Genomic DNA, 22,112 nt, shown 5'->3' on the forward strand with positions numbered 1-22,112 from the left:
AATCAGGCCGCGCTGGACACCAGCGCGGTCATGATTTCGGCAGCTGCAAGGGCAGCGATCACGGCGGGGCGCTTGTCTTTCACCGCTTCGCCGCCGATCGGACATACCAGCCGGGCAAAGACGTCCTCGCTGCCGCCGGCCGTCTTGAGAAACCAGCTCTTGAACGTCGCCTTCTTGGTCTTCGAACCGATCATGCCGACATAGGCCGCGTCATCGCGCTTCAAGGCTTCGCCGACGATCAGGAAATCGAGCGCGTGGTCATGCGTCAGCACGACGAAGGCAGCCCCGGCGGGCGCTTCCCGCACCATCTCCTCAGGCATCGGCGTGAGCCGCGTGATGACATTGTCGGGCATGCCTTCGAGAGCGTCGGCGCGGGTTTCCACGACCACAACATTGATCGGCAAAAGCGAAAAGGCCGAAGCCAGCGCGTGGCCGACATGGCCGCCGCCAAAGACATAGACACGCGGCCGCGCGGCATCCGCGGCCTCGGCTGAGGCGAGTAGCGCGGCGCGCATGGCTTCGTCGACGTTTCTGATGGCGATCTCGACACGCCCACCGCAGCACTGGCCGATCTCAGGGCCTAGCGGGATATCGAGGGTGAGGCTGCTGTCGGCCTCATGCGACTGATCCAGGAAGCGGGCCGGCATTGGGTCGCCGGTGACATGCTCCATCACCGCGCTGCGTTTGGAGGGGCCCGCCAGCATGACCCGCGCCGTATCGATGGCCATGAATTCCAGCTGGCCGCCACCGATGGTGCCAAAGATACGTTCAGGCGACACCAGCATCCACGCGCCTTTTTCGCGTGGCGTCGAGCCCTTGGCCTCGGCCACCTCGACCAGCGCCACCGAAGGTGCCGTGCCGAGAAACGCCCTGAGGCTCTTGGCCGTCGTGCTCACTTTTTTGGGGCCGCCTCGGCCCTGAGCCGCTCGACCGCCATCAGCACGCGCTCGGGCGTTGCCGGCGCATCGAGACGCGGACAGATCTTGTGGTCGGCGACACTCGCCACCGCGTCCGACAGCGCATGCAGAACGGACAAGCCAAGCGGCAGCGGCGGCTCGCCGACAGCTTTCGAGCGGTGGATGGTGGGCTCATAGGCTTCCGACCAATCGGTCAGCGCCACGTTGAAGATCTTGGGCCGGTCGGAGGCGAGCGGGATCTTGTAGGTCGACGGCGCGTGCGTGCGCAGCCGGCCCTTGCCGTCCCACCACAGCTCTTCCGTCGTCAGCCAGCCCATGCCCTGGACAAAGCCGCCCTCGACCTGGCCGATGTCGATAGCCCGGTTCAGCGAGCGTCCGACATCGTGCAGAATGTCGGTACGCTCGACCACATATTCGCCGGTCAGCGTGTCAATCGACACTTCCGAGCAGGCCGCGCCATAAGCGTAATAATAGAAGGCGTGGCCGCGGCCCTTGCTGCGATCCCAATGGATCTTCGGCGTCTTGTAGAAACCTGCCGCCGAAAGCTGGATGCGGTTGAGATAGGCTTGCTTGACCAGATCGTTGAAGCTGATCTCCTGGTTGCCGACACGCACCCGGTTGGGCAGGAAGAGCACCTGGTCGGTTGGAACCTGATACTTCTCGGCGGCGAAATCGGTCAGCCGCTTGCGGATCTGGCGCGCCGCGTCCTGTGCCGCCATGCCGTTGAGATCAGCACCCGAAGAGGCCGCCGTCGGCGCCGTGTTCGGCACCTTGGCGGTGGTCGTTGCGGTGATCTTGACCCGGTCGAGGTCGATCTGGAACTCCTCGGCCACCACCTGGGCTACCTTTAGGTGCAGGCCCTGCCCCATCTCGGTGCCGCCATGGTTCATGTGCACCGAGCCATCGGCATAGACATGCACCAGCGCGCCGGCCTGGTTGGACTCGGTCTTGGTGAACGAGATGCCGAACTTGACCGGCGTCAGCGCCATGCCGCGCTTGATGAAGCGGCTGTTGTTGTTGAAAGCCGTGATTTCGCGCCGGCGCCGCGCATAAGACGAGCTTTCCTCGAGTTCGGCCACGATCCGGTGGATGATGCTGTCTTCGACCTTCTGGTGATAGGGCGTCACGTTGCGCTCGCCTGGCGTCCCCATCGGGTCGTAGAAGTTCAGCTTGCGGATTTCGAGCGGGTCCTTGCCGAGCGCGAATGCGACCTCGTCGATGACGCGTTCGGCACCGACCATGCCTTGCGGGCCGCCGAAGCCGCGGAACGCCGTGTTGGACACGGTGTTGGTGTAGAGCGGCGCCGATTTGGCATGCACGGCCGGGTAGAAATAGGCGTTGTCGCAGTGAAACAGCGCGCGGTCGCCGACCGGTCCGGACAAGTCGGCCGAAAAGCCGGCATTCAGCGCGAACATGTAGTCGACGCCGAGAATGTTGCCTTCGTCGTCGAAGCCGACCTCGTAATCGATGGCGAAATCATGCCGCTTGCCGGTGGCGGTCATGTCCTCGTCGCGGTCGAGCCTGATCTTGACGGCGCGCTTGTGCTTCTTGGCAGCGATGGCGGCGATGGCCGCGCATTGGTTGGCCTGGGTTTCCTTGCCGCCGAAGCCACCGCCCATGCGGCGCACTTCCACCGTCACCGCATTGCTCGGCACGCCGAGCACATGGGCGACCAGATGCTGGGTTTCGCTCGGGCCTTGGGTCGAGCAATAGACGATGACCTCGTCGTCTTCGCCCGGAACGGCCAGCGAAATCTGGCCTTCCAGATAGAAGTGATCCTGGCCGCCGAGCTTCATGCGGTTCTTGATGCGGTGAGGTGCTGCGGCAATAGCCGCTGCCGCGTCGCCGCGCTTCAGCGTCAGCGGCGTCGTCACCTGTTTGTCTTTTTCGGTATCGAGATCCCAGATGCTGATGACAGCCGGCAGCTCTTCATATTCGATCTTGGCAAGCCGAGCGGCGCGGCGAGCCTGCTCGCGCGTTTCGGCGATCACGCCGAAAATCGGCTGGCCATGGAACTGCACCTTGCCCTGGGCAAAGACAGGGTCGTCATGCATGCCGCTCGGCGAAACATCGTTCTCGCCTGGCACATCGGCATAAGTGAGCACGTCAACCACGCCGGGCGCCGACCTGACCGCGGAAAGATCGACGGTCTTCAGCGTGCCATGCGCCACGTTCGACAGGCCGAGACCGACATGCAGCGTGCCCGCGGGCTCGGGCATGTCATCGATATAGACGGCGGTGCCGGCGACATGCTTGTGCGCGGAATCATGGCGCTGGTCGGTGGCGACACCGCCAGAGATTTTCGCGGCCTTGAGGTTTGGAGTGTGCTCGGTCATCTCACGCAGCCTCGTATCTCGATACTTGGAGCGGCGCCTTGGTGCCGGTCGTTTCCATGTAGAAGCGCAGCAGAAGGTTCTTCGCGGCCAGCGCGCGATATTCTGCGGTCGCGCGCATGTCTGTCAAAGGCGTGAAATCTTCGGCGTATTTAGCCATCGCCGCCTCGACCGTCTCTTCGGTCCACGGCTTGCCAACAAGTGCCGCCTCGACCGCCGAGGCGCGCTTCGGTGTCGCCGCCATGCCGCCATAGGCGATGCGAACCTCAGCCACCGTTCCGTCCCTGGCAGGCGTCAGCCAGAAAGCGCCGAGCGTAGCGGTAATGTCCTCGTCACGGCGCTTGGTGACCTTGTAGACGGCGAACTTTTCGTCCTTTTTTGGCACCGGCACATGCACGGCTTCGACGAACTCACCTGACGCACGGTCCTGCTTGCCATAGGCGATGAAGAAATCCTGTAGCGAAATGGTCCGTCGCGTCTTGCCCTTGCGCAAGGTGAGCGTCGCACCAAGCGCGATCAGCGGCGGTGGCGTGTCGCCGATCGGCGAGCCGTTGGCGATGTTGCCGCCGATGGTGCCCATGTTGCGGACCTGCTCGCCGCCGAGGCGGTCGAACAGCGGCCCAAGTGCAGGGATGCGCTTCGCCAGCGTGTCGAAGGCTTCGGTGTAGGTAACGCCAGCGCCGATCGTGATGACGCCCTTGTCTTCCGACATCCCATGCAGACCATCGATGTTGGCGATGAAGACGGCTGGCGAGATATCGCGCATGTGCTTGGTGACCCACAGGCCAACATCGGTCGAGCCGGCAACGATGGTCGCGTTGGGCTCTTTATCGAGCACGGCGGCGAGGTCGTCGACATCGGCTGGCACGACAAGACGCGACTTGCCCGAGCCGATCTCGACACGGGTGCCGTCCTTGAGAGCCACGAGCCGCGCGGTGATCGCCTTGCGCTCGGCGAGCAACGGGTCCTTGGCGACCTTGCCGTAATCGGAGATGACACGCGCGGCGCGCATGATCGCCTCGTAGCCGGTGCAGCGGCACAGATTGCCCTGCAGCGCCTTTTCGATCTCGGCGTCCGACGGCTCCGGAGACTTCATCCACAGGCCATAGAGCGACATGACGAAGCCCGGCGTGCAGAAGCCACATTGCGAACCGTGGAAGTCGACCATGGCCTGCTGCACCGGATGCAGATTGCCGTTTTCGCCCCGCAGATGTTCGACCGTGACGACATGGCAGCCGTCGAGCGAGCCCATGAAGCGGATGCAGGCATTGACGCTTTCATAGACAAGCTCGCCGGCGGAGAGGCGGCCGACCAGCACCGTGCAGGCGCCGCAGTCGCCCTCCGCACAGCCTTCCTTGGTGCCGCGCAGCGTGCGTTGCAGCCGGAGGTAGTCGAGCAAGGTCTCGGCGGGCGCAATATTGCCCAGCGCCACGTCCTCGCCGTTGAGGATGAAGCGAATCTCGTTGCGTGTCTTGACCGTCGCCATGGCTCAGCTCCCCCTATAGGTGGAATAGCCGAAGGGCGAGATCAACAGCGGCACATGATAATGTGTGCGCTCGGCCATGCCAAAGCGGATCGGCACGATGTCGAGGAAGGCCGGCTTAGGCAGGTCCGTGCCCAGACCGCGCAGATAGTCGCCGGCGGCGAAGACCAGTTCATATTCGCCGGTCAGGAATTCATCGCCAATCAACAGCGGCGCGTCGCAGCGTCCGTCGGCATTTGTCACGACTTTCTTGAGCAGGGTCTGCACGTCGCCTTCGATTCGAAACAGCGAGATCGACAGCCCCTCGGCAGGCTTTCCGGTGGCAGTATCAAGGACATGGGTGGTGAGGCGTCCGCCTTCAGCCTTTGTCATTCGCTCTCCCTATTGGCGATACGCGCCATCACTGTAGATTTTGCGCCATTTAAGGCCATTGCATAAGGTGTGGTCGAGCAGAGCACTACAAAAAGACTTTCAAATTTTTTCGAGGGAATGTCTGCCGCTCCTTTCGCTATTCTGCTCAAGTGCCCGGCAAGAGACCGAATTTCGAGGGACCATGCGTTACGTAAGAGATATGCGCGGCTACGGCGCCAATCCACCCCACCCGCAGTGGCCAGGCAATGCGAATGTCTGCGTGCAGTTCGTGGTCAACTACGAAGAGGGCGGCGAAAACAACATCCTTCATGGCGACGCCGCCTCCGAAGCGTTCCTGTCCGAGGTGATGGGGGCTGCCCCATGGCCCGGCAAGCGCCATTGGAACATGGAATCGATCTATGAATACGGCGCCCGCGCTGGCTTCTGGCGGCTGCATCGCATGTTCACCGAAGCCAATGTGCCGGTGACAGTCTATGGCGTGGCGACCGCCCTTGTGCGTTCGCCCGACCATGTCGCGGCAATGCAGGACGCCGACTGGGAAATCGCCTCGCACGGCCTGCGCTGGATCGATTATCGCGACCACGACGAAGCCGTTGAACGCGCCGACCTGCTGGAAGCGATTCGCCTTCACACCGAAGTCGTGGGCGAACGCCCCAAGGGCCTCTATCTCGGCCGCACCTCGGTCTATTCGGTTCGCCTCGCCGCTGCCGAAGGTGGCTTCGAGTGGATTTCCGACACCTATGATGACGAGCTGCCCTATTGGCTCGACCATGATGGCCACGGCAACGCGATTCCCCCGCAGCTGGTCATTCCCTACACGCTCGACGCCAACGACATGCGTTTTGCAACTGCGCAAGGCTTCAATTCGGGCGACCAGTTCTACGCCTATCTCAAGGACAGCTTCGACACGCTGTACCGCGAGGGAGCTGCCGGCCGGCCGCGCATGATGAGCATCGGTCTGCACTGCCGCCTCGTTGGCCGCCCCGGCCGCGCCGAAGCGCTGCGCCGTTTCATCGAGTATGTTCAGGGCCACGACAAGGTCTGGCTGGCCCGCCGCCAGGACATCGCCGCGCACTGGCGAGACAACCATCCTTATCAGCCGCAGGCGCTGCGCCCCTCGCGCATGGGCCGCGACGAATTCGTCCAGCGCTTCGGCTCAATCTTCGAGCATTCGCCTTGGATCGCCGAACGCGCTTTCGAACTGGAGCTCGGACCGGCCCATGACAGTGCTGGCGGCCTTCACAACGCGCTGTGCCGCGCTTTCCGCTCGGCAAGCGAAGCCGAGCGCCTCGGCGTTTTGACCGCACACCCCGACCTTGCCGGCAAGCTGGCCCAGGCCAAGCGCCTGACGGAAGAGTCAACCAAGGAGCAGGCATCCGCCGGCCTCGACGCGTTGACCGACGCCGAACGTAGCCGTTTCACCGAGCTCAACACCGCCTATGTCGAGAAATTCGGCTTCCCCTTCATCATCGCCGTGCGCGACAATGACAAAGCAAGCATTTTGAAGGCGTTTGAGACCCGCATCGCCAACAGCCGCGACCAGGAATTGAAAACCGCCTGCAAGCAGGTGGAACGCATCGCCTGGTACCGGCTTCACGACCTCCTTCCAAGCTAAGAGAACATGGCACACCGCTCCTATTACGCTCCGAAAGGCGGCTTGCCGCCCCAGACCGACCTGATCACCGACCGCGCCGTCTTCACCGAAGCCTATGCGGTGATCCCCAAGCGCGAGTTTTCGGACATCGTCACCAGCTTCCTGCCGCATTGGGACGGCACGCGGCTGTGGATTATCGCACGTCCCCTGTCGGGATTTGCCGAGACCTTCTCGCAATACATCATGGAAGTTCAGCCCGGCGGCGGCAGCGACCGTCCGGAACCGGATGCCGGTGCTGAAGGTGTGTTCTTCGTCGTCGAAGGCGAAGTGACAGTGTCGGTGGCTGGCAAGAACCATGTGCTGACGCCGGGCGGCTACGCTTATCTGCCGCCGGCCAGCAAGTGGACGGTCCGCAATGCCGGCAAGGAGGTCGCGCGCTTCCACTGGATCCGCAAGGCCTATGAATATGTCGATGGCCTCGACGCGCCTGAACCGCTGTTCCTGAACGACAATGACATCGAGCCCAACGCCATGCCGGACACGGACGGCAGGTGGGCGACCACCCGCTTTGTCGACCCCAACGACCTGCGCCACGACATGCATGTTACGGTTGTGACCTTCGAGCCGGGCGGCATCATTCCTTTCCCCGAAACCCACGTCATGGAGCACGGTCTCTATGTCTTGGAAGGCAAGGCGGTGTACCGGCTGAACAATGACTGGGTCGAGGTCGAAGCCGGCGACTTCATGTGGCTGCGCGCCTTCTGCCCGCAGGCCTGCTATGCCGGTGGCCCCGGCAAGTTCCGCTACCTGCTCTACAAGGACGTCAACCGTCACATGCAACTGGGGGCATTTTCCGCCCCGCGTCGGTCCTGAGGTGCAAGCTATGGTCGGCGTTGTGAACCGCATTGTCGCAAAGCCCCTGACCAGGGAAAGCTTCGCCGAATTCGGCGAGGTGATCGACACCAACTGCGACAGTCACTACCCGATCAATTCAGGCAAATGCGAGCGCTATCACGCGCTCGCTCGCGCCGAGGCAACAGGGCCGGACGGCCATGTCATCATCAACATCTTCAAGGGAACGCCCTATCCATTCCCGCTGAAGCTCTCGATGGTCGAGCGCCATCCCTTCGGCAGCCAGGCCTTCATTCCGCTGTCGCCACGGCCCTATCTCGTGGTCGTCTGTCACGACATCGGCGATGGCCCGGGCGAACCGCATGCCTTCGTCACCTCGCCCGGACAGGGCGTCAACTACCCGCGCAATCTGTGGCACGGGGTGCTGACGCCGATCGGCGAGAACCAGGATTTTGTCGTCGTCGACCGCGGCGGCGCGGGCTCCAACCTTGAAGAATTCCATTTCTCGCATCCTTACGAAATCGTCCTGCCCGAAGGGTTTTGACATCATGGCCGAGCTTTCCCTGATCGAACGCCTGTTCGACGTCATCGAAGACGACATCGCGCCCAAGACGGCGCAAGGCGTGGCGAAGGGCAACAAGCTGTTTGGCGCGGCACTGCTCAACAAGGGCGACCGCTCGCTGGTGCTGGCCGAAACCAACAACGAGATCGAAAACCCGCTCTGGCACGGCGAGATGCACTGCCTGAAGCGCTTCTACGAGATGCCCAAGGCCAGCCGCGCGGACACGAAGGATCTGATCTTCCTGTCGACGCACGAGCCCTGCTCGCTGTGCCTGTCGGCCATCACCTGGGCCGGCTTCGACAATTTCTACTATCTGTTCAGCCACGAGGATTCGCGCGACAGTTTCGCCATCCCGCACGACCTCAAGATCCTCAAAGAGGTCTTCACGCTCGAGCCGGGCGGCTACAACGCCGAAAACGCCTATTGGAAAAGCTATTCGCTGCGCAGGCTCGTACGCGAACTGCCCGAGCCCGACCGCAAGCGGCTGGAAGATCGCATCGCAAAAATCTCGGCGCGCTATGACGAGATGTCAGGCGCCTACCAGGCCAGCAAAAGCGACAACGACATTCCGCTGAATTGACGCGTCAGCGCTTGGTGGCCGCGGCGTAGACCTCCATGCGGTCGCGCCGGCCTATGGCGACAACGAGCACAACCACGCGCGCGTCTTCAACCTCGTAGACGAGCCTGTATCCGGCACTTTTGAGCTTGATCTTGTAGCGATCCTTCGCGCCGTGCAGCTTGGCTGAGGGAACGCGAGGGTTTTCGCAGCGCTCCTTCAGTTTCTTGCGAAACTGCTCGCGCGTGTTGGCGTCGAGCCGTTTCCATTCCTTCAAAGCCGATTCGAGGAATTCGACCTCATAGCTCATCCAGGTCGACCCGGATGCGCTTCTCGCCCTTGCGCGCATCGGCGATGGCATTGAGTTCGATGTCTTCGAGCCGTTCCATCATGGCTTCGAATGCCTTGGCCGGCACGCAATAAAAGGCTGGCTCGTTGCGGTTGAGGATCGCGACAGGAAACCCCTCGCCAGCCGCGACGGTGCCCATAGGGTTCTTCTTCAGTTCCGAAACACTGGCTGTGACTTCTGCAAGGACAGAATGTGGCATGGCGACCTCATCGTGTTATTGGTGCCACAAATAGTACCTTTAACAGGTCTTTTCAAGTTGCCGTGCATAGCGGCTGCCAATGGCGTTTCCATGCTAGCCAGCGATGATATCGGCGTGCACAAATGGCGCCACAAAGCATTGGACTGCCTCCATGAAAACAATCACCGAGTTTCCGCGCGACATCGTCGAGTTTCCCGACATGGGCATCGTCATGCCCGATGGCTGCCGCCTGTCGGCGCGGGTGTGGATGCCTGCCGATGCCGACCAGGACCCGGTGCCGGTCATCATCGAGCATCTGCCCTACCGCAAGCGCGACGGTACCACGGCGCGCGACAACCTCACCCATCCCTATTTCGCCGGCCACGGCTACGCCTGCATTCGTGTCGACATGCGCGGCAATGGCGATTCCGAGGGGCTGATGGACGATGAATATTCCGAGCAGGAGTGGCAGGACGCCTGCGACGTGATCGCCTGGGCAGCGGCCCAGCCATGGTGCAATGGCAAGGCAGGCATGATGGGTATTTCCTGGGGCGGCTTCAACGGCCTGCAGGTGGCGGCCAAGCAGCCGCCGGCACTGAAGGCGGTGATCACGCTGTGCTCGACCGACGACCGCTACGCCGACGACATCCACTACAAGGGCGGCCTTCTGCTCAACGAGAATATGGGCTGGGGTGCAACCATGCTGTCTTATTCGTCGCGGCCGCCGGACCCGGCGCTCGTTGGCGACAAATGGCGCGACATGTGGCTTGACCGTCTCGAAAATGAGCCGTTCCTGCCTGCGCTCTGGCTCAAGCACCAGACGCGCGATGCCTATTGGAAACGCGGCTCGGTCAACGAGGATTTTCCAGCGATCAAGGCAGCCGTGCTGGCAGTCGGCGGCTGGGGCGACGCTTACAAGAATACGGTGTCGAGGCTGGTCCAAGGCGTCCAGTCCCCGGTCAAGGGTATCGTCGGGCCGTGGGTCCACAAATACCCGCATTTCGCCGTGCCGAAACCGGCCATCGGCTTTCTCCAGGAAGCCCTGCGCTGGTGGGACCGCTGGCTGAAAGGTATTGAAACCGGCGTCGAAAACGACCCGGCGATGCGGCTTTACGTCATGGATTCCGAACCGCCGCGCGACTGGTATCTCGAACGCCAGGGTCGCTGGATCGCCGAGCAGCAATGGCCCTCCGCCAACATTGCCAGCAAGCACCTTGCGTTCGGCACGAACGGCCGATTGGCCGAAGCCGCTGGTCTCGGAGAACCCGTCGAGATCAACTCGTCGCAGGATTGCGGCATGGCGGGCGGCGAATATTGCGCGATTTGGCTCGGGCCTGAATTGCCAGGCGACCAGCGCGTCGACGATGAAAAATCGGCCTGCTTCGACAGCACCTCGCTCGACACCCCGCTCGATATCGTTGGCGGCCCCATCATCCGGCTCAAGCTTTCGGCAAACCGCCGGCATGGCATGGTAGCGGTGCGCCTGTGCGACGTTCAGCAGGACGGTGCGTCGACTCGCGTCACCTATGGTGTGCTCAACCTCTGCCATCGCAACGGTCATGAATTCCCCGAGGACCTTGTACCCGGCGAGACGATGGAGATTGTCCTCAAGCTCGACGACATCGCTTACCGCGTGGCCAAGGGCAACAAGCTGCGTGTGGCCGTGTCGTCGACCTATTGGCCGCTGGTCTGGCCATCACCGGAAGAGGTGACACTCACCCTGCATGAAGGCTCAATCGACCTGCCGGTGCGCCCGTCGGGCAGCGGCGACGAATGGAGCTTCGCCGAGCCGGAAGGAGCAACGCCGTGGCAGATCGAAACACTGCGCGAGAGCTCGAACAGTCGCACCGTCGCGCGCGATGAGGCGACCGGCTCGGTCAGCCTGCACATCGTCGACGATTTCGGCGAAATCCGCGACATGGACCACGCCCTGGTCATTGGCGAGATCGCCCGCGAGCTCTGGAGCATCGATCCGAAGAACCCACTGTCGGCCTATGGCGAAACCCACTGGACACAGACTTTGTCCAGAAACGACTGGGCGATCAGGACCGAAGCCTTCACCGCGATGCGCTCGGATGGGCAAAATTTCCACCTGACCGGCCGGATCGAAGCCTATGAGGGCGAGAAACTGATTTTCCAGCGCGATTTCGACGAAATCATTCCGCGCCACCACATCTGAAGTGCCGGGCCATTGGCCCAGATGCGACATGCCGATTGCGCCACTTGATGTCGCATTCGGCCTTGCCCATTCCCTTACGTTACGGTCAATATTGCTGACAGAAGTCGAACAATAACGACCGCCAGAGTGAGGAGCCTTCCAATGTCCAATGAACTGGAATTCCTGAGCCGTAGAGTCGCTGCGGGCAAGTTGAGCCGCCGCGATTTCCTAGGACGCGCCGCCGCCCTGGGTGTCGCGGCAACCTTTGCAAACTCGTTGCTGGCGAGTGCCGCCAAGGCCGAAGGCCCCGTCAAAGGGGGCATTCTGCGCGCCGGCATGCAAGGTGGCGCTGCCACCGACAGCCTCGACCCGGCATCATGGTCGAGCCAGGTGCCCTATTTCTTCGGCCGCCAGTGGGCCGAGCAGCTGGTGCAGATTTCGCCTGACGGCGTGCCGAAACCGGCACTGGCGGAAGAATGGGGCGCATCCGACGACGCCAAGGTCTGGACCTTCAAGATCCGCAAGGGCGTACAGTTCCACAACGGCAAGGAAATGACCCCGGCCGACGTCGTGGCGACCATGGAGCGCCATTCCGACGAGAAAGCAAAATCCGGCGCGCTTGGCCTGATGGGCGGCATCGCCTCGGTCAAGGCCGATGGCCAGAACGTCGTGTTCACGCTGAAGGATGCCAACGCCGACCTGCCCTTCCTGCTCGACGACTATCACCTGATGATCCAGCCCAATGGCGGCAAGGACAAGCCGGACGCGGGCATCGGCACCGGGCCTTACAAGATCACCGTCAACGAAGCCGGCGTGCGCCTCGGCGGCGAAAAGTTCGCCAATTATTGGCGCGACGATCGCGGCTTCGCCGACCAGATCGAAATCATCGTCATCAATGACGCGACCGCGCGCACGTCAGCGCTGCAGGGCGGACAGGTCGATATCATCAATCGCGTCGAGCCCAAAATCGTCGAACTGATCAAGCGCGTGCCCGGCGTCGTCATCCGTAATGTTGCCGGCCGCGGCCATTACGTCTTCATCGCTCATTGCAACACCGCCCCCTTCGACAACAACGATCTGAGGCTCGCGCTGAAATACGCGCTCGACCGCGAGGAGATGTTGCAGAAGATCCTGATGGGCTACGGCTCGGTCGGCAACGATACGCCGATCAACAAGGCCTATCCGCTGTTCACCGAGATGGAGCAGCGCAAATACGATCCCGACAAGGCAGCGTTCCACTACAAGAAGTCGGGCCACTCTGGCTCAGTGCTGCTGCGCACCTCCGACGTCGCCTTCCCGGGTGCTGTCGACGCCGCCCAGCTTTACCAGCAAAGTGCCGCAAAGGCTGGCATTACGCTCGAGGTCAAGCGCGAGCCCGGCGACGGCTACTGGTCGGAAGTGTGGAACAAGCAGCCCTTCTCGGCATCCTACTGGGGCGGCCGACCGACCCAGGACCAGATGTATTCGACCGCCTATTATTCCAAGGCCGACTGGAACGACACGCGCTTCTTCCGCGACGATTTCGACAAGATGCTGTTTGCGGCGCGCTCCGAACTGGACAACGACAAGCGCAAGAAGATCTACGCCGACATGGGCCAGATCGTGCGCGACGAAGGCGGTGTCATCACCCCTATGTTCAACGACTTCATCGACGCCACCAGCGCCAAGGTCGGTGGCTGGGTCCCCGACGGCAACCAGGAGATGATGGGCGGCTACGCGCTGTCCAAGTGCTGGCTCAACGCGTGACAACGGCGTTGTCCGCATGTCCAATCCAATCTTGAAACTGATAGCCCAGCGCATTGCGCTGGGCCTGCTCCTGCTTCTGGCCGTATCGGTCCTGATTTTCGCCGGCACGCAAATCCTGCCCGGCGACGTCGCCCAATCCATCCTCGGCCAGTCGGCGACGCCGCAGGCGCTCGCCAATTTGCGCCAGGAACTTGGCCTCAACGACCCGGCCTATGTCAGGTATTTCAGGTGGCTCGGCGGCATTTTGACCGGCGATCTCGGCACCGCCCTTTCGAGCCGGCAAGACATCGCACACGCAATCGGCGGACGCCTCTGGAACACGCTGTTCCTCGCATTCTGGGCCGCGGTTGTTTCCATTCCGCTGGCCATCATCCTCGGCCTGCTTGCCGTGCGCTACCGCAATGGCTGGATCGACAAGACCATCTCCGGCCTGGCACTTGCCTCGACGTCCCTGCCCGAGTTTTTCGTCGGCTATCTGCTCGTCTACTTCTTCGCTGTGAAGTGGCAAATATTTCCCGGCATTTCCACCGTCTATGATGGCATGCCGTTTCTCGATCGCATGAAGGCGATCGCCTTGCCGGCAACGGCACTGACGCTTGTCGTGCTCGCCCACATGATGCGCATGACGCGCGCGGCGATCCTCAACGTCATGCAGTCGGCCTATATCGAGACAGCCGAACTCAAGGGTCTTTCGCCCTTCAACATCATCCGCAAGCACGCTTTCCCCAATGCGATTGCGCCGATCATCAACGTAGTGATGCTCAACCTCGCCTTCCTCATCGTCGGCGTCGTCGTCATCGAGGTGATCTTTGTCTATCCCGGCATGGGGCAATATCTTGTCGACCATGTCGCCAAGCGCGACGTGCCGGTGGTGCAGGCGGTGGGGCTGATCTTCGCTGCGGTCTATATCGGTCTCAACATCATCGCCGACATTGCCGCTATCATCGCCAATCCGCGCCTCAGGCATCCGAAATGAGGGGCGCGCCATGCTTGATCTGAAACGCATCCCCATCGCCGCCTGGATCGGCTTGATCCTGACGACGCTTTTCCTGATCGCTGCGATCTTCGCGCCTTTGATTGCGCCCTACGGCCTTGGCGAAATCGTCGGCGACGTCTGGGCGCCAATGTCGAGCAAATTCCTGCTCGGCACCGACAATCTCGGCCGCGATCTGCTGTCGCGCATGATCTATGGCGCCCGCACGACGATCTTCATCGCCGTGATGGCGACAGCCTTGTCCTTTTCGCTCGGCGCGATCCTGGGCTTCACCGCTGCTGTCGTCGGTGGCTGGTTCGACACGGGAATGTCACGCTTCGTCGATCTGTTGATGGCGATCCCAACGCTGATCTTCGCGCTCGTCGTCTTGTCGGTACTGCCCTCGACGCTTGTGACCCTGATCCTGGTCATGGGCATCCTCGACTCGACCCGCGTCTACCGGCTGTCGCGCGCCGTCGCCGTCGACATCAACGTCATGGACTTCGTCGAGGCAGCCAAGCTGCGCGGCGAAGGCAAGGGCTGGATCATCTTCCGCGAGATCCTGCCCAATGCGCTGTCGCCCCTGGTGTCGGAACTCGGCCTGCGCTTCATCTATGCCGTGCTGTTTTTGTCTGCCTTGTCCTTCCTCGGCCTTGGCGTGCAGCCGCCAGACGCCGACTGGGGCGGCATGGTCAAGGAAAACAAGGACGGCATCGTCTTTGGAATTCCGGCGGCTTTGATCCCGGCGGCGGCGATCGCAGCCCTTGCCATCTCGGTCAACCTCGTCGCCGACTGGGTGCTCAACCGTACCACCGATCTCAAAGGAGGGCGCGGCAATGGCTAAGTCACCTGCGAACGGCTCCGAGACCTTGCTCGACATCCGCAACCTCAGGATCGAGGCCAAGGTCTATCCACCAGGCGAGGCACCCCGCACCATCACGCTGGTGCATGACGTTTCGCTTTCGCTGAAGAAAGGCAAAGTGCTTGGCCTGATCGGTGAATCCGGTGCCGGCAAATCGACCATCGGCCTGTCGGCCATGGCCTATGGCCGTGGCGGCGTGAAGATCACAGGCGGCGAGATCATCCTCAACGGCCGCGACATCCGCAAGGGCGACACCCAAGGCATCCGCGCCCTACGTGGGCGCGAGGTCTGCTACGTCGCGCAATCCGCGGCAGCTGCCTTCAACCCCGCGCATCGGCTGATGGACCAGGTGGTGGAAGCTTCGATCCTGCACGGCGTGGCGACCAGAGCCGAAGCGGAAAAGCGCGCGGTGGCCCTGTTCAAGAAGCTCAGCCTTCCCGACCCTGAAAACATCGGCAGACGTTTTCCCCATCAGGTCTCGGGTGGCCAGCTCCAGCGCGTCATGACGGCAATGGCCCTATGCTCAGAGCCCGATCTGATCGTCTTCGACGAACCAACGACAGCGCTCGACGTGACCACCCAGATCGATGTGCTGGCAGCGATCAAGGACGCTATCCGCGACACCGGCGTCGCCGCCCTCTACATCAGCCACGACCTCGCCGTGGTTGCCCAGGTCTCCGACGAGATCATGGTGCTGAGGCACGGCAAGCTGGTCGAATGGGGCGGCACGCGCCAGATCATCAAGGAACCACGCCAGGAATACACCAGCGCGCTGGTGTCGGTGCACGAGATCGAACACCAGGAAAAGAAGCCGGGCGCTGTCCCCTTCCTATCGGTCAGGAACATCACGGCGGCCTATGGCGGCGGCAAGATCAAGGTGCTGAAAAACGTCTCCGTCGACATCCTGCCCGGCCAGACGCTGGCGGTGGTCGGCGAATCCGGCTCGGGCAAGTCGACGCTGGCGCGCGCCATCACCGGCCTTTTGCCGCCCGAACAAGGCAGCATCACCTTCGCCGGCCGCACGCTTTCCAATCGCCTCGCCGACCGGAGCCGCGACGACCTGCGCGAGCTGCAAATGATCTACCAGATGGCCGACGTCGCCATGAACCCGCGCCAGACCGTCGGCACCATCATAGGGCGCCCGCTGGAGTTTTACTTCGGCATGGGCGGTTCCGAGCGCGACAAGCGCGTCGCCGAACTGCTCGACAAGATCGAAATGGGGCGCGGCTTTGCCGACCGCTATCCAGCCGAGCTTTCAGGCGGGCAGAAACAGCGCGTCTGCATCGCCCGTGCGCTCGCGGCCAAGCCCAGGCTGATCATCTGCGACGAGGTAACGAGCGCGCTCGACCCGCTGGTCGCCAACGGCATCCTCAAGCTCTTGCTCGACCTGCAGGCGGAGGAAGGCGTCGCCTACCTCTTCATCACCCATGATCTGGCAACGGTGAAGTCGATCGCCGATTCCATCGCGGTGATGTATCGCGGCGAGGTCGTGCGCTACGGGCCGAAATCGGAAGTACTGAAGCCCCCGTTCGACGCCTACACCGACCTGCTGTTGTCGTCGGTGCCGGAAATGGAAATCGGCTGGCTGGAAAAAGCGATCAAGAGCCGACGGATGGAGAGCGCGGGGAATTGAAGGAGCCCCTTCCCTCGCCCCGTTTACGGGGAGAGGGTGGCCGCGAAGCGGCCGGGTGAGGGGCAGCTCTACATTTGGAGAGGTAGGTACCGCCCCTCATCCGCCTGCCGGCACCTTCTCCCCCTAAACGGGGAGAAGGAAGCCAATCACCACACCCATTCCCCTCGCCCTAGTACCCCCACCGCGTCGACGATCCTTGTGAAGCTTTGACTGGCGCGGGCGACTGTGTGGCGGGCGCGGAGATAGCCGTGCACCAGCCCCGGCTCCTCATACCAGAAGGCCTTGCCTTCAGCCGCGACGACACGCTCGCCATAGGCCTCGCCGTCCGACGACAGCGGGTCGCATTCGGCAGATACAATCACCGTCGGCGGCAGATTGGCGAAGTCGCCATCGGCGAGCGGCGACATGGTGATGTCGCCGGTGCGGTCTTCGCCGCCAGTGCGGATATCCCGGTAGAAATGAAGGTCGCGCACCGTCAGCATCGGCGCTTCGGCATGTTTGACGTAGGAGCCGCGCGACTGGTCGCCGCCGAGGCCAGGATAGATCAGCACCTGGCCGGCGGGCTTTCGCACATGGCCGCGCGTGGCGTGGCTGACGGCGGCGGCCAGATTGCCACCGGCACTATCGCCGGCAAGAACGACCGGCAGGTCGTAGACGGCGGTCGTCCATTCGAACGCCTTCATGGCATCGTCGAAGGCTGCGGGATGGCGATGCTCCGGCGCCAATCGATAGTCGACCGAAACCACTTCAAAACCCGTCCTACCGCACAACTCGGCACAGACATCGTCATGACTGTCGAGCCCCCCAAGGATGAAGCCGCCGCCATGCAGATAGACCACTACAGCCGTCGGCTTCTTGGCCACGAGGCGATAGATGCGGATGGGAATGTCGTGCGTCGGCGTGGCAACGGCAGTCGTCTCGGCCACGACACCCTCGGGGTAGCCGGCGAAGAACTCGCGGCACATCCGATCGTAGATCTCGCGCTGCTGGGCGATGGTGTAGTCGATCGTGTCGGGCGGATAATATGAATTGGTCCGCTCGATGAACGCCCAGGTCTCGGCATCGATGAGTTTTGTGTAGTCGGTCATTGGAGCGCGCCCGGGAAAGGCTGGCGCTCCGCCTCACCCCCCTCTGGCCTGTCGGCCATCTCCCCCTCAAGGGGGGAGATCAGTCGCGTCGCCGGCGGCGCCAGTCTGGCACCATTGGTCATTGGCGAAAGTCGGGACGACGGGTGATCTCCCCCCTTGAGGGGGAGATGGCCGGTAGGCCAGAGGGGGGCGTGCAAAAACTCTGCCATGCCGCTAAGCCTATTCACTTCCCCTTCCACACCGGGTCGCGCTTCTCGGCAAACGCGCGAAAGCCTTCAAGGTTGTCGTCCGAGGCATAAAGTTCGTCCACCGTGCGGAACTGGCGCTTGGTGATGCGGTTCATCGTTTCCTGGAAACCCATCACTTCGGCGGCGCGCGCCACTTCCTTGATCGCCGCGAACACCAATGGCGGGCCACCGCCAAGCAGCCGCGCGATCTCCCAGACACGGTCCTCGAGCTTGTCGGCAGGCAGCACCTCGTTGACCAGCCCCCAGCGATGCGCCTCGGCGACGTCCATCCAGCGGCCAGTCAGCAAAAGGTCCATGGCGACATGGTAAGGAATGCGCTTGGGCAGCTTGATGGTCGCAGCATCTGCCAGGGTGCCGGCCTTGATCTCAGGCAAAGCGAAAGTCGAATGATCGGAGGCGTAGATCAGGTCGCAAGACAGCGCCAGTTCGAAGCCGCCGCCGACGGCCATGCCGTTGACGCAGGCGATCACCGGCTTGTTGAGGTCGCGCAGTTCCTGCAGACCCGCAAAACCGCCGACGCCATAGTCGCCGTCGACCGCATCGCCATTGGCAGCAGCCTTGAGGTCCCAGCCAGCCGAGAAAAACTTGTCACCGGCGGTTTTGACGATGGCGACGCGCAGCTCGGGATCGTCGCGGAATGCCTTGAAGGCTTCGCCCATTTCCCGCGAGGTCTTGAGGTCGATGGCATTGGCCTTGGGCCGGTCGAGCGTGACTTCGAGGATAACGCCCTCGCGGCGGGTTTTGACGACGTCAGACATTTATCCTCCTACGAAGCTTCGCATGTAACAAGCAAGGCATCGGCGACCCAGGCGCCCTGCCCTCCGCCGCAGACGATCAACGGATTGATGTCGAGTTCCTTGATGACGTCAGCATTGGCTGTGACGAATGCGGCGATGCCGACAATCGCCTGGATTGCCGCATCCAGATCGGCCCTGGGCCTGCCACGATAGCCATCGAGCAGCGGAAACATTTTCAGGCCGCGTAGCGCTGTCTCGATCTCGGAAGCAGACGCCGGCAAAAGCAGTGTTGCGCTGTCCTTCAGCAGTTCAACCAGAACGCCGCCCGTGCCGATGGTCATGACAGGCCCGAACAACGGATCGCGAACGACACCAACGATCAGTTCGGCAACACCGCCTGTGACCATCTTCTCGACATAGAGGCCGCTGCCGAGCGGCAGGAGAGCAGCGGCCGCCGCGCCCACCTCTTCCGCGTTCTTCAGGTTGAGCCTGACCGCGCCCATCTCGCTCTTGTGGGCGACGCCAAGCGCCTTGAGAGCGACGGGATAGCCCATGGCGTCGGCGGCCTCGATGGCTTGCGCGATTGTCGATGCGCGGCAGCCTTGGGGAACAGCCAAACCAGCTTTGCCAAGCAGAGCCTTGGCTTCTGCTTCATCAAGGGTTGCGCGCGAAGCTCCCCCCTCTGGCCTACCGGGCGGTGCATATGCGCAAACCAATGCGGCAAGCGGCCTCGCCCACGCCTCACCAGCAAACGCCGCCGCCTCCGCCGCGTCCATCGCCTCTGATATGCCCTGCAACGGCACGATGCCGCGCGCAAACAGGTCGGCGGCGTGCTCTTCGGTCAGGTTTTCCGACATGGACGCCACCACTGCGCCGCGCGCGGAATTGGCCTTCAGCGCCGCTTCGAACGCCCTGACCGTCGGCCACCAGTCGGCATCCGAGCAGCGGTCGTTGCGCGGAAAATCCAGCACCAGCATGTTGAGGTCGAAGCCACCAGCTACCATCGCCGTGAAGGTCGCCGTCATCGCCGGTTCGTCGTTCCAGATGAAGGTGTGATAGTCGAGCGGGTTGGCGACCGCGACGAAGGCACCAAGTGTCGACTTCACCCTGGCATAATGCGCCGGCGTCAGTGCCGGGAAGCTCAGCCGCCGGCCCTCGACGCTATCGGCCATGACCGACGCCTCGCCGCCCGAACAGCTCATCGACGAAAGCGTGCGACCCGACAGAGGGCCGAACGCGTGCAAAAGCTTCAGCGTTTCAAGGAACGACGGGATGGTGTCAACGCGGGCGATGCCGAGCCGCTTGAGGAAGGCGGCCGAGGCGGCGTCCGATCCGGCCAGTGAGGCGGTGTGCGAGATGGTCGCTGCCCGCGCCTGTTCGGAGCGGCCGACCTTCATGGCGACAATCGGCTTGTTCAGCTCACGCGCCCGCGCCGCAAGCCGCTCGAAGCCGGCAACCTTGTCAAAACCCTCGATGTGCAGCCCGAGGCAGGAAACGCGTTCGTCCTCGATCAGGCCGAGCGCCATCTCTGAGAGGCCCGTCTGCGCCTGGTTGCCCGCTGTCATCAGAAAGGCAACCGGCAGGCCGCGCTTCTGCATGGTCAAGTTGCAGGCGATGTTGGAAGACTGGGTGATGATCGCGGCACCCCGCGCGCCAGGCGCCAGACGCTGTCCACCATGCTGGTCGGGCCACAAAAGCGCACCGTCGGCATAGTTGATCAGGCCGTAGCAGTTGGGGCCGATCACCGGCATCGTCCCTGCAGCGGCCACCAGTTCCGCCTGCAGCCGCTCGCCGTCAGCATCGTCTTTTCCGGCTTCGAGGAAGCCCGAGGCAAAACAGATCGCCCCGCCGGCGCCGCGATCCGCGAGCGCCTTGATGACTTCAATCGTCAGGAAGCGGTTGACGCCGACGAAGGCGGCATCGGGGGCAGCGGGAAGGTCGGCAACCGAGCGGAAGGTCTTGATGCCAGCGACTTCGTCCTTGGTCGGATGCACCGGCCAGATGTCGCCGGCATAGCCCATCTTGAGGCACTGCTTGACGACTGCGGCAGCCTGGGAGCCGCCGAAGACGGCAATGGATTTGGGGCGGAGGAGGCGTTCGAGTCTATGCATGATCGCCCCCCTCTGTCCTGCCGGACATCTCCCCCTCAAGGGGGGAGATCGGCTGTCGCAACCGCTTACGCCAATCGCCGACGCTGCAAGATAGACGCAGCCGCCAAAGCTGCTGATCTCCCCCCTTGAGGGGGAGATGTCCGGCAGGACAGAGGGGGGCGCCGTAGAGCCCGGACGGCGGTTGCGATAGCTGCATCACCCCCCCACCGCCCTGAGCAACGCGCGTGAAATGATGTGGCGCTGGATCTCAGACGTACCTTCCCAGATGCGCTCGACGCGCGCATCACGCCAGATACGCTCCAGCGGCAGGTCGTCCATCAGGCCCATTCCGCCATGGATCTGGATCGCCTCGTCGGCGACGAAAGCCAGCATCTCGGTCGCCTTGAGCTTGGCCATCGCCATGTCCTGGTCGGTGACCGTGCCCTGGTCGTATTTCCAGCCGGCCTCCATCACCATCAGTTCGGCTGCCTTGAGCTCGGTCGCCATGTCGGCGAGCTTGAACGACACGCCCTGAAACTTGCCGATCTGCTGGCCGAACTGCTCGCGCTGGGCAGCGTATTCGATGGCATGGCCAAGCGCGCGTTCGGCGCGGCCCAGGCAAGTGGCGCCTACCTGCAGGCGGGTCGCGCCCAGCCATGAATTGGCAACCTCGAAACCCTTGTGCACCTCGCCCAGTACCTGGCTGGCCGGCAGCCGGCAGTCGTCGAACTCCAGCACCGAATTGGTGTAGCCACGATGGGAGACGTTGCGGTAGCCATCACGCACCGAGAAGCCCGGCGTGCCCTTGTCGACGAAGAAGGCGGTGATCTTCTTGCGCTTGCCGCGCGGTGAATCTTCCTCACCCGACGCCATGAAGACGATGGCGAAGTCGGCGATATCGGCATGGCTGATGAAATGCTTGGTGCCGTTGAGCACCCAATCGCCGCCGTCCTGGACAGCGCTCGCCTTCATGCCGCGCAGGTCGGAACCTGCGCCTGGCTCGGTCATGGCCAGGCAGTCCGACTTTTCGCCGCGAATGCAGGGGAAAAGGTATTTCTCGCGTTGCTCTGATGTGCCAGCGAGCAAGATGTTCGAAGGCCTGGCAACGCAGGTCCAATGCAGCGCGTAGTTGGCGCGGCCAAGCTCCTTTTCGTAGAGCAGCCAGGTCAGCGTATCGAGCCCGGCGCCGCCGACATCGGCAGGCATGTTGGCGGCATAGAGCCCGGCGGCGATCGCCTTGGCCTTGATCTCTTCGATCAATTCCCTGCGCAGATGGCCGGTGCGTTCGACCTCCAGCTCATGCGGATAAAGCTCGTTTTCGACAAAGGCGCGCGTCGTGTCGACGATGAGCCGCTGTTCCTCGGACAGACCGAAATGCATC

19 protein-coding genes are annotated in these 22,112 nt (G+C 62.8%); 9 read left to right on the forward strand and 10 right to left on the reverse strand.

The annotated features are described in order from the left end of the window. Positions 1 to 2: 2 nt before the first annotated feature. From xdhC to uraH, 4 genes are read right to left on the reverse strand one after another with little or no spacing between them, the layout of a single operon-like run. Complete coding sequence (gene xdhC, locus AC1DLV_RS25700) at positions 3 to 896, reverse strand: xanthine dehydrogenase accessory protein XdhC (RefSeq protein WP_476802873.1); 894 nt, start codon at positions 894 to 896, stop codon at positions 3 to 5. Next, positions 893 to 3,253, reverse strand: coding sequence for a xanthine dehydrogenase molybdopterin binding subunit (xdhB, locus tag AC1DLV_RS25705; RefSeq protein WP_476802874.1), 2,361 nt, complete (start codon positions 3,251 to 3,253; stop codon positions 893 to 895). Before xdhB ends, xdhC begins: the two co-directional genes overlap by 4 nt. Before the next feature lies 1 nt (position 3,254). Then, positions 3,255 to 4,736 (reverse strand): xanthine dehydrogenase small subunit, encoded by a 1,482-nt coding sequence (gene xdhA / locus AC1DLV_RS25710; RefSeq protein ID WP_476802875.1) that lies wholly within the window; start codon positions 4,734 to 4,736, stop codon positions 3,255 to 3,257. 3 nt (positions 4,737 to 4,739) lie between these two features. Beyond that, entirely contained in the window at positions 4,740 to 5,105 is a 366-nt protein-coding gene (gene uraH, locus AC1DLV_RS25715; RefSeq protein ID WP_476802876.1) for a hydroxyisourate hydrolase, read from the reverse strand. Between the two features lie 181 nt (positions 5,106 to 5,286). Here uraH and puuE point away from each other — a divergent pair, with 181 nt between their 5' ends. From puuE to AC1DLV_RS25735, 4 genes are read left to right on the forward strand one after another with little or no spacing between them, the layout of a single operon-like run. Next, positions 5,287 to 6,720, forward strand: a complete 1,434-nt coding sequence (gene puuE / locus AC1DLV_RS25720) for an allantoinase PuuE (protein ID WP_476802877.1) — start codon at positions 5,287 to 5,289, stop codon at positions 6,718 to 6,720. 6 nt (positions 6,721 to 6,726) lie between these two features. Continuing rightward, positions 6,727 to 7,572 carry a bifunctional allantoicase/(S)-ureidoglycine aminohydrolase gene (locus AC1DLV_RS25725; RefSeq protein WP_476802878.1) on the forward strand — a complete coding sequence of 282 codons (846 nt, stop codon included), beginning with the start codon at positions 6,727 to 6,729 and terminating at the stop codon, positions 7,570 to 7,572. Positions 7,573 to 7,594: 22 nt separating this feature from the next. After that, positions 7,595 to 8,095 carry an ureidoglycolate lyase gene (locus AC1DLV_RS25730; RefSeq protein WP_476802926.1) on the forward strand — a complete coding sequence of 167 codons (501 nt, stop codon included), beginning with the start codon at positions 7,595 to 7,597 and terminating at the stop codon, positions 8,093 to 8,095. Positions 8,096 to 8,099: 4 nt separating this feature from the next. Continuing rightward, positions 8,100 to 8,693: a nucleoside deaminase gene (locus AC1DLV_RS25735; RefSeq protein WP_476802879.1), complete on the forward strand. Its 594-nt coding sequence runs from the start codon at positions 8,100 to 8,102 to the stop codon at positions 8,691 to 8,693. Positions 8,694 to 8,697: 4 nt separating this feature from the next. Here the strand turns inward: AC1DLV_RS25735 and AC1DLV_RS25740 are convergent, their stop codons facing one another. After that, positions 8,698 to 8,979: a type II toxin-antitoxin system RelE family toxin gene (locus tag AC1DLV_RS25740; protein WP_476802880.1), complete on the reverse strand. Its 282-nt coding sequence runs from the start codon at positions 8,977 to 8,979 to the stop codon at positions 8,698 to 8,700. Beyond that, complete coding sequence (locus AC1DLV_RS25745) at positions 8,969 to 9,217, reverse strand: type II toxin-antitoxin system Phd/YefM family antitoxin (RefSeq protein ID WP_476802881.1); 249 nt, start codon at positions 9,215 to 9,217, stop codon at positions 8,969 to 8,971. The genes AC1DLV_RS25740 and AC1DLV_RS25745 overlap by 11 nt, the downstream gene beginning before the upstream one ends. A 151-nt stretch (positions 9,218 to 9,368) precedes the next feature. Between AC1DLV_RS25745 and AC1DLV_RS25750 the strand changes: the two genes are divergently transcribed. The 5 genes from AC1DLV_RS25750 (at position 9,369) to AC1DLV_RS25770 (ending at position 16,568) form a co-directional block, all read left to right on the forward strand. Further along, positions 9,369 to 11,375 (forward strand): CocE/NonD family hydrolase, encoded by a 2,007-nt coding sequence (locus AC1DLV_RS25750; protein WP_476802882.1) that lies wholly within the window; start codon positions 9,369 to 9,371, stop codon positions 11,373 to 11,375. A gap of 141 nt (positions 11,376 to 11,516) precedes the next feature. Next, positions 11,517 to 13,100, forward strand: coding sequence for an ABC transporter substrate-binding protein (locus tag AC1DLV_RS25755; protein WP_476836283.1), 1,584 nt, complete (start codon positions 11,517 to 11,519; stop codon positions 13,098 to 13,100). A gap of 16 nt (positions 13,101 to 13,116) precedes the next feature. Continuing rightward, complete coding sequence (locus tag AC1DLV_RS25760; RefSeq protein ID WP_476802884.1) at positions 13,117 to 14,076, forward strand: ABC transporter permease; 960 nt, start codon at positions 13,117 to 13,119, stop codon at positions 14,074 to 14,076. Between the two features lie 10 nt (positions 14,077 to 14,086). Beyond that, positions 14,087 to 14,917 carry an ABC transporter permease gene (locus tag AC1DLV_RS25765; RefSeq protein ID WP_476802885.1) on the forward strand — a complete coding sequence of 277 codons (831 nt, stop codon included), beginning with the start codon at positions 14,087 to 14,089 and terminating at the stop codon, positions 14,915 to 14,917. Beyond that, positions 14,910 to 16,568, forward strand: coding sequence for an ABC transporter ATP-binding protein (locus AC1DLV_RS25770; RefSeq protein ID WP_476802886.1), 1,659 nt, complete (start codon positions 14,910 to 14,912; stop codon positions 16,566 to 16,568). Before AC1DLV_RS25765 ends, AC1DLV_RS25770 begins: the two co-directional genes overlap by 8 nt. A gap of 146 nt (positions 16,569 to 16,714) precedes the next feature. Here AC1DLV_RS25770 and AC1DLV_RS25775 read toward each other — a convergent pair whose 3' ends face one another. The 4 genes from AC1DLV_RS25775 to AC1DLV_RS25790 all read right to left on the reverse strand — a co-directional run bounded on the left by AC1DLV_RS25775 (position 16,715) and on the right by AC1DLV_RS25790 (position 22,111). Next, positions 16,715 to 17,656 carry an alpha/beta hydrolase gene (locus AC1DLV_RS25775; RefSeq protein WP_476802887.1) on the reverse strand — a complete coding sequence of 314 codons (942 nt, stop codon included), beginning with the start codon at positions 17,654 to 17,656 and terminating at the stop codon, positions 16,715 to 16,717. A 223-nt stretch (positions 17,657 to 17,879) separates the two neighbouring features. Next, positions 17,880 to 18,662, reverse strand: a complete 783-nt coding sequence (locus AC1DLV_RS25780; RefSeq protein WP_476802888.1) for a carnitinyl-CoA dehydratase — start codon at positions 18,660 to 18,662, stop codon at positions 17,880 to 17,882. An 8-nt stretch (positions 18,663 to 18,670) separates the two neighbouring features. Beyond that, positions 18,671 to 20,752 carry an acetate--CoA ligase family protein gene (locus AC1DLV_RS25785; RefSeq protein ID WP_476802889.1) on the reverse strand — a complete coding sequence of 694 codons (2,082 nt, stop codon included), beginning with the start codon at positions 20,750 to 20,752 and terminating at the stop codon, positions 18,671 to 18,673. 195 nt (positions 20,753 to 20,947) lie between these two features. Next, positions 20,948 to 22,111 carry an acyl-CoA dehydrogenase family protein gene (locus AC1DLV_RS25790; RefSeq protein WP_476836284.1) on the reverse strand — a complete coding sequence of 388 codons (1,164 nt, stop codon included), beginning with the start codon at positions 22,109 to 22,111 and terminating at the stop codon, positions 20,948 to 20,950. Position 22,112: the final 1 nt, after the last annotated feature.

The organism is Aminobacter sp. 01T433 (assembly GCF_056398585.1).

Bases quoted from the DNA above. Each gene is read 5' to 3' on its own strand.
- AC1DLV_RS25740 (WP_476802880.1), bottom strand. From the start codon at position 8,979: ATGAGCTATGAGGTCGAATTCCTCGAATCGGCTTTGAAGGAATGGAAA.
- uraH (WP_476802876.1), bottom strand. From the start codon at position 5,105: ATGACAAAGGCTGAAGGCGGACGCCTCACCACCCATGTCCTTGATACT.
- puuE (WP_476802877.1), top strand. From the start codon at position 5,287: ATGCGTTACGTAAGAGATATGCGCGGCTACGGCGCCAATCCACCCCAC.
- AC1DLV_RS25750 (WP_476802882.1), top strand. From the start codon at position 9,369: ATGAAAACAATCACCGAGTTTCCGCGCGACATCGTCGAGTTTCCCGAC.
- AC1DLV_RS25785 (WP_476802889.1), bottom strand. From the start codon at position 20,752: ATGCATAGACTCGAACGCCTCCTCCGCCCCAAATCCATTGCCGTCTTC.
- AC1DLV_RS25765 (WP_476802885.1), top strand. From the start codon at position 14,087: ATGCTTGATCTGAAACGCATCCCCATCGCCGCCTGGATCGGCTTGATC.
- AC1DLV_RS25755 (WP_476836283.1), top strand. From the start codon at position 11,517: ATGTCCAATGAACTGGAATTCCTGAGCCGTAGAGTCGCTGCGGGCAAG.
- AC1DLV_RS25775 (WP_476802887.1), bottom strand. From the start codon at position 17,656: ATGACCGACTACACAAAACTCATCGATGCCGAGACCTGGGCGTTCATC.
- xdhA (WP_476802875.1), bottom strand. From the start codon at position 4,736: ATGGCGACGGTCAAGACACGCAACGAGATTCGCTTCATCCTCAACGGC.
- AC1DLV_RS25770 (WP_476802886.1), top strand. From the start codon at position 14,910: ATGGCTAAGTCACCTGCGAACGGCTCCGAGACCTTGCTCGACATCCGC.
- AC1DLV_RS25790 (WP_476836284.1), bottom strand. From the start codon at position 22,111: ATGCATTTCGGTCTGTCCGAGGAACAGCGGCTCATCGTCGACACGACG.
- AC1DLV_RS25745 (WP_476802881.1), bottom strand. From the start codon at position 9,217: ATGCCACATTCTGTCCTTGCAGAAGTCACAGCCAGTGTTTCGGAACTG.
- AC1DLV_RS25760 (WP_476802884.1), top strand. From the start codon at position 13,117: ATGTCCAATCCAATCTTGAAACTGATAGCCCAGCGCATTGCGCTGGGC.
- AC1DLV_RS25735 (WP_476802879.1), top strand. From the start codon at position 8,100: ATGGCCGAGCTTTCCCTGATCGAACGCCTGTTCGACGTCATCGAAGAC.
- AC1DLV_RS25725 (WP_476802878.1), top strand. From the start codon at position 6,727: ATGGCACACCGCTCCTATTACGCTCCGAAAGGCGGCTTGCCGCCCCAG.
- AC1DLV_RS25780 (WP_476802888.1), bottom strand. From the start codon at position 18,662: ATGTCTGACGTCGTCAAAACCCGCCGCGAGGGCGTTATCCTCGAAGTC.
- xdhB (WP_476802874.1), bottom strand. From the start codon at position 3,253: ATGACCGAGCACACTCCAAACCTCAAGGCCGCGAAAATCTCTGGCGGT.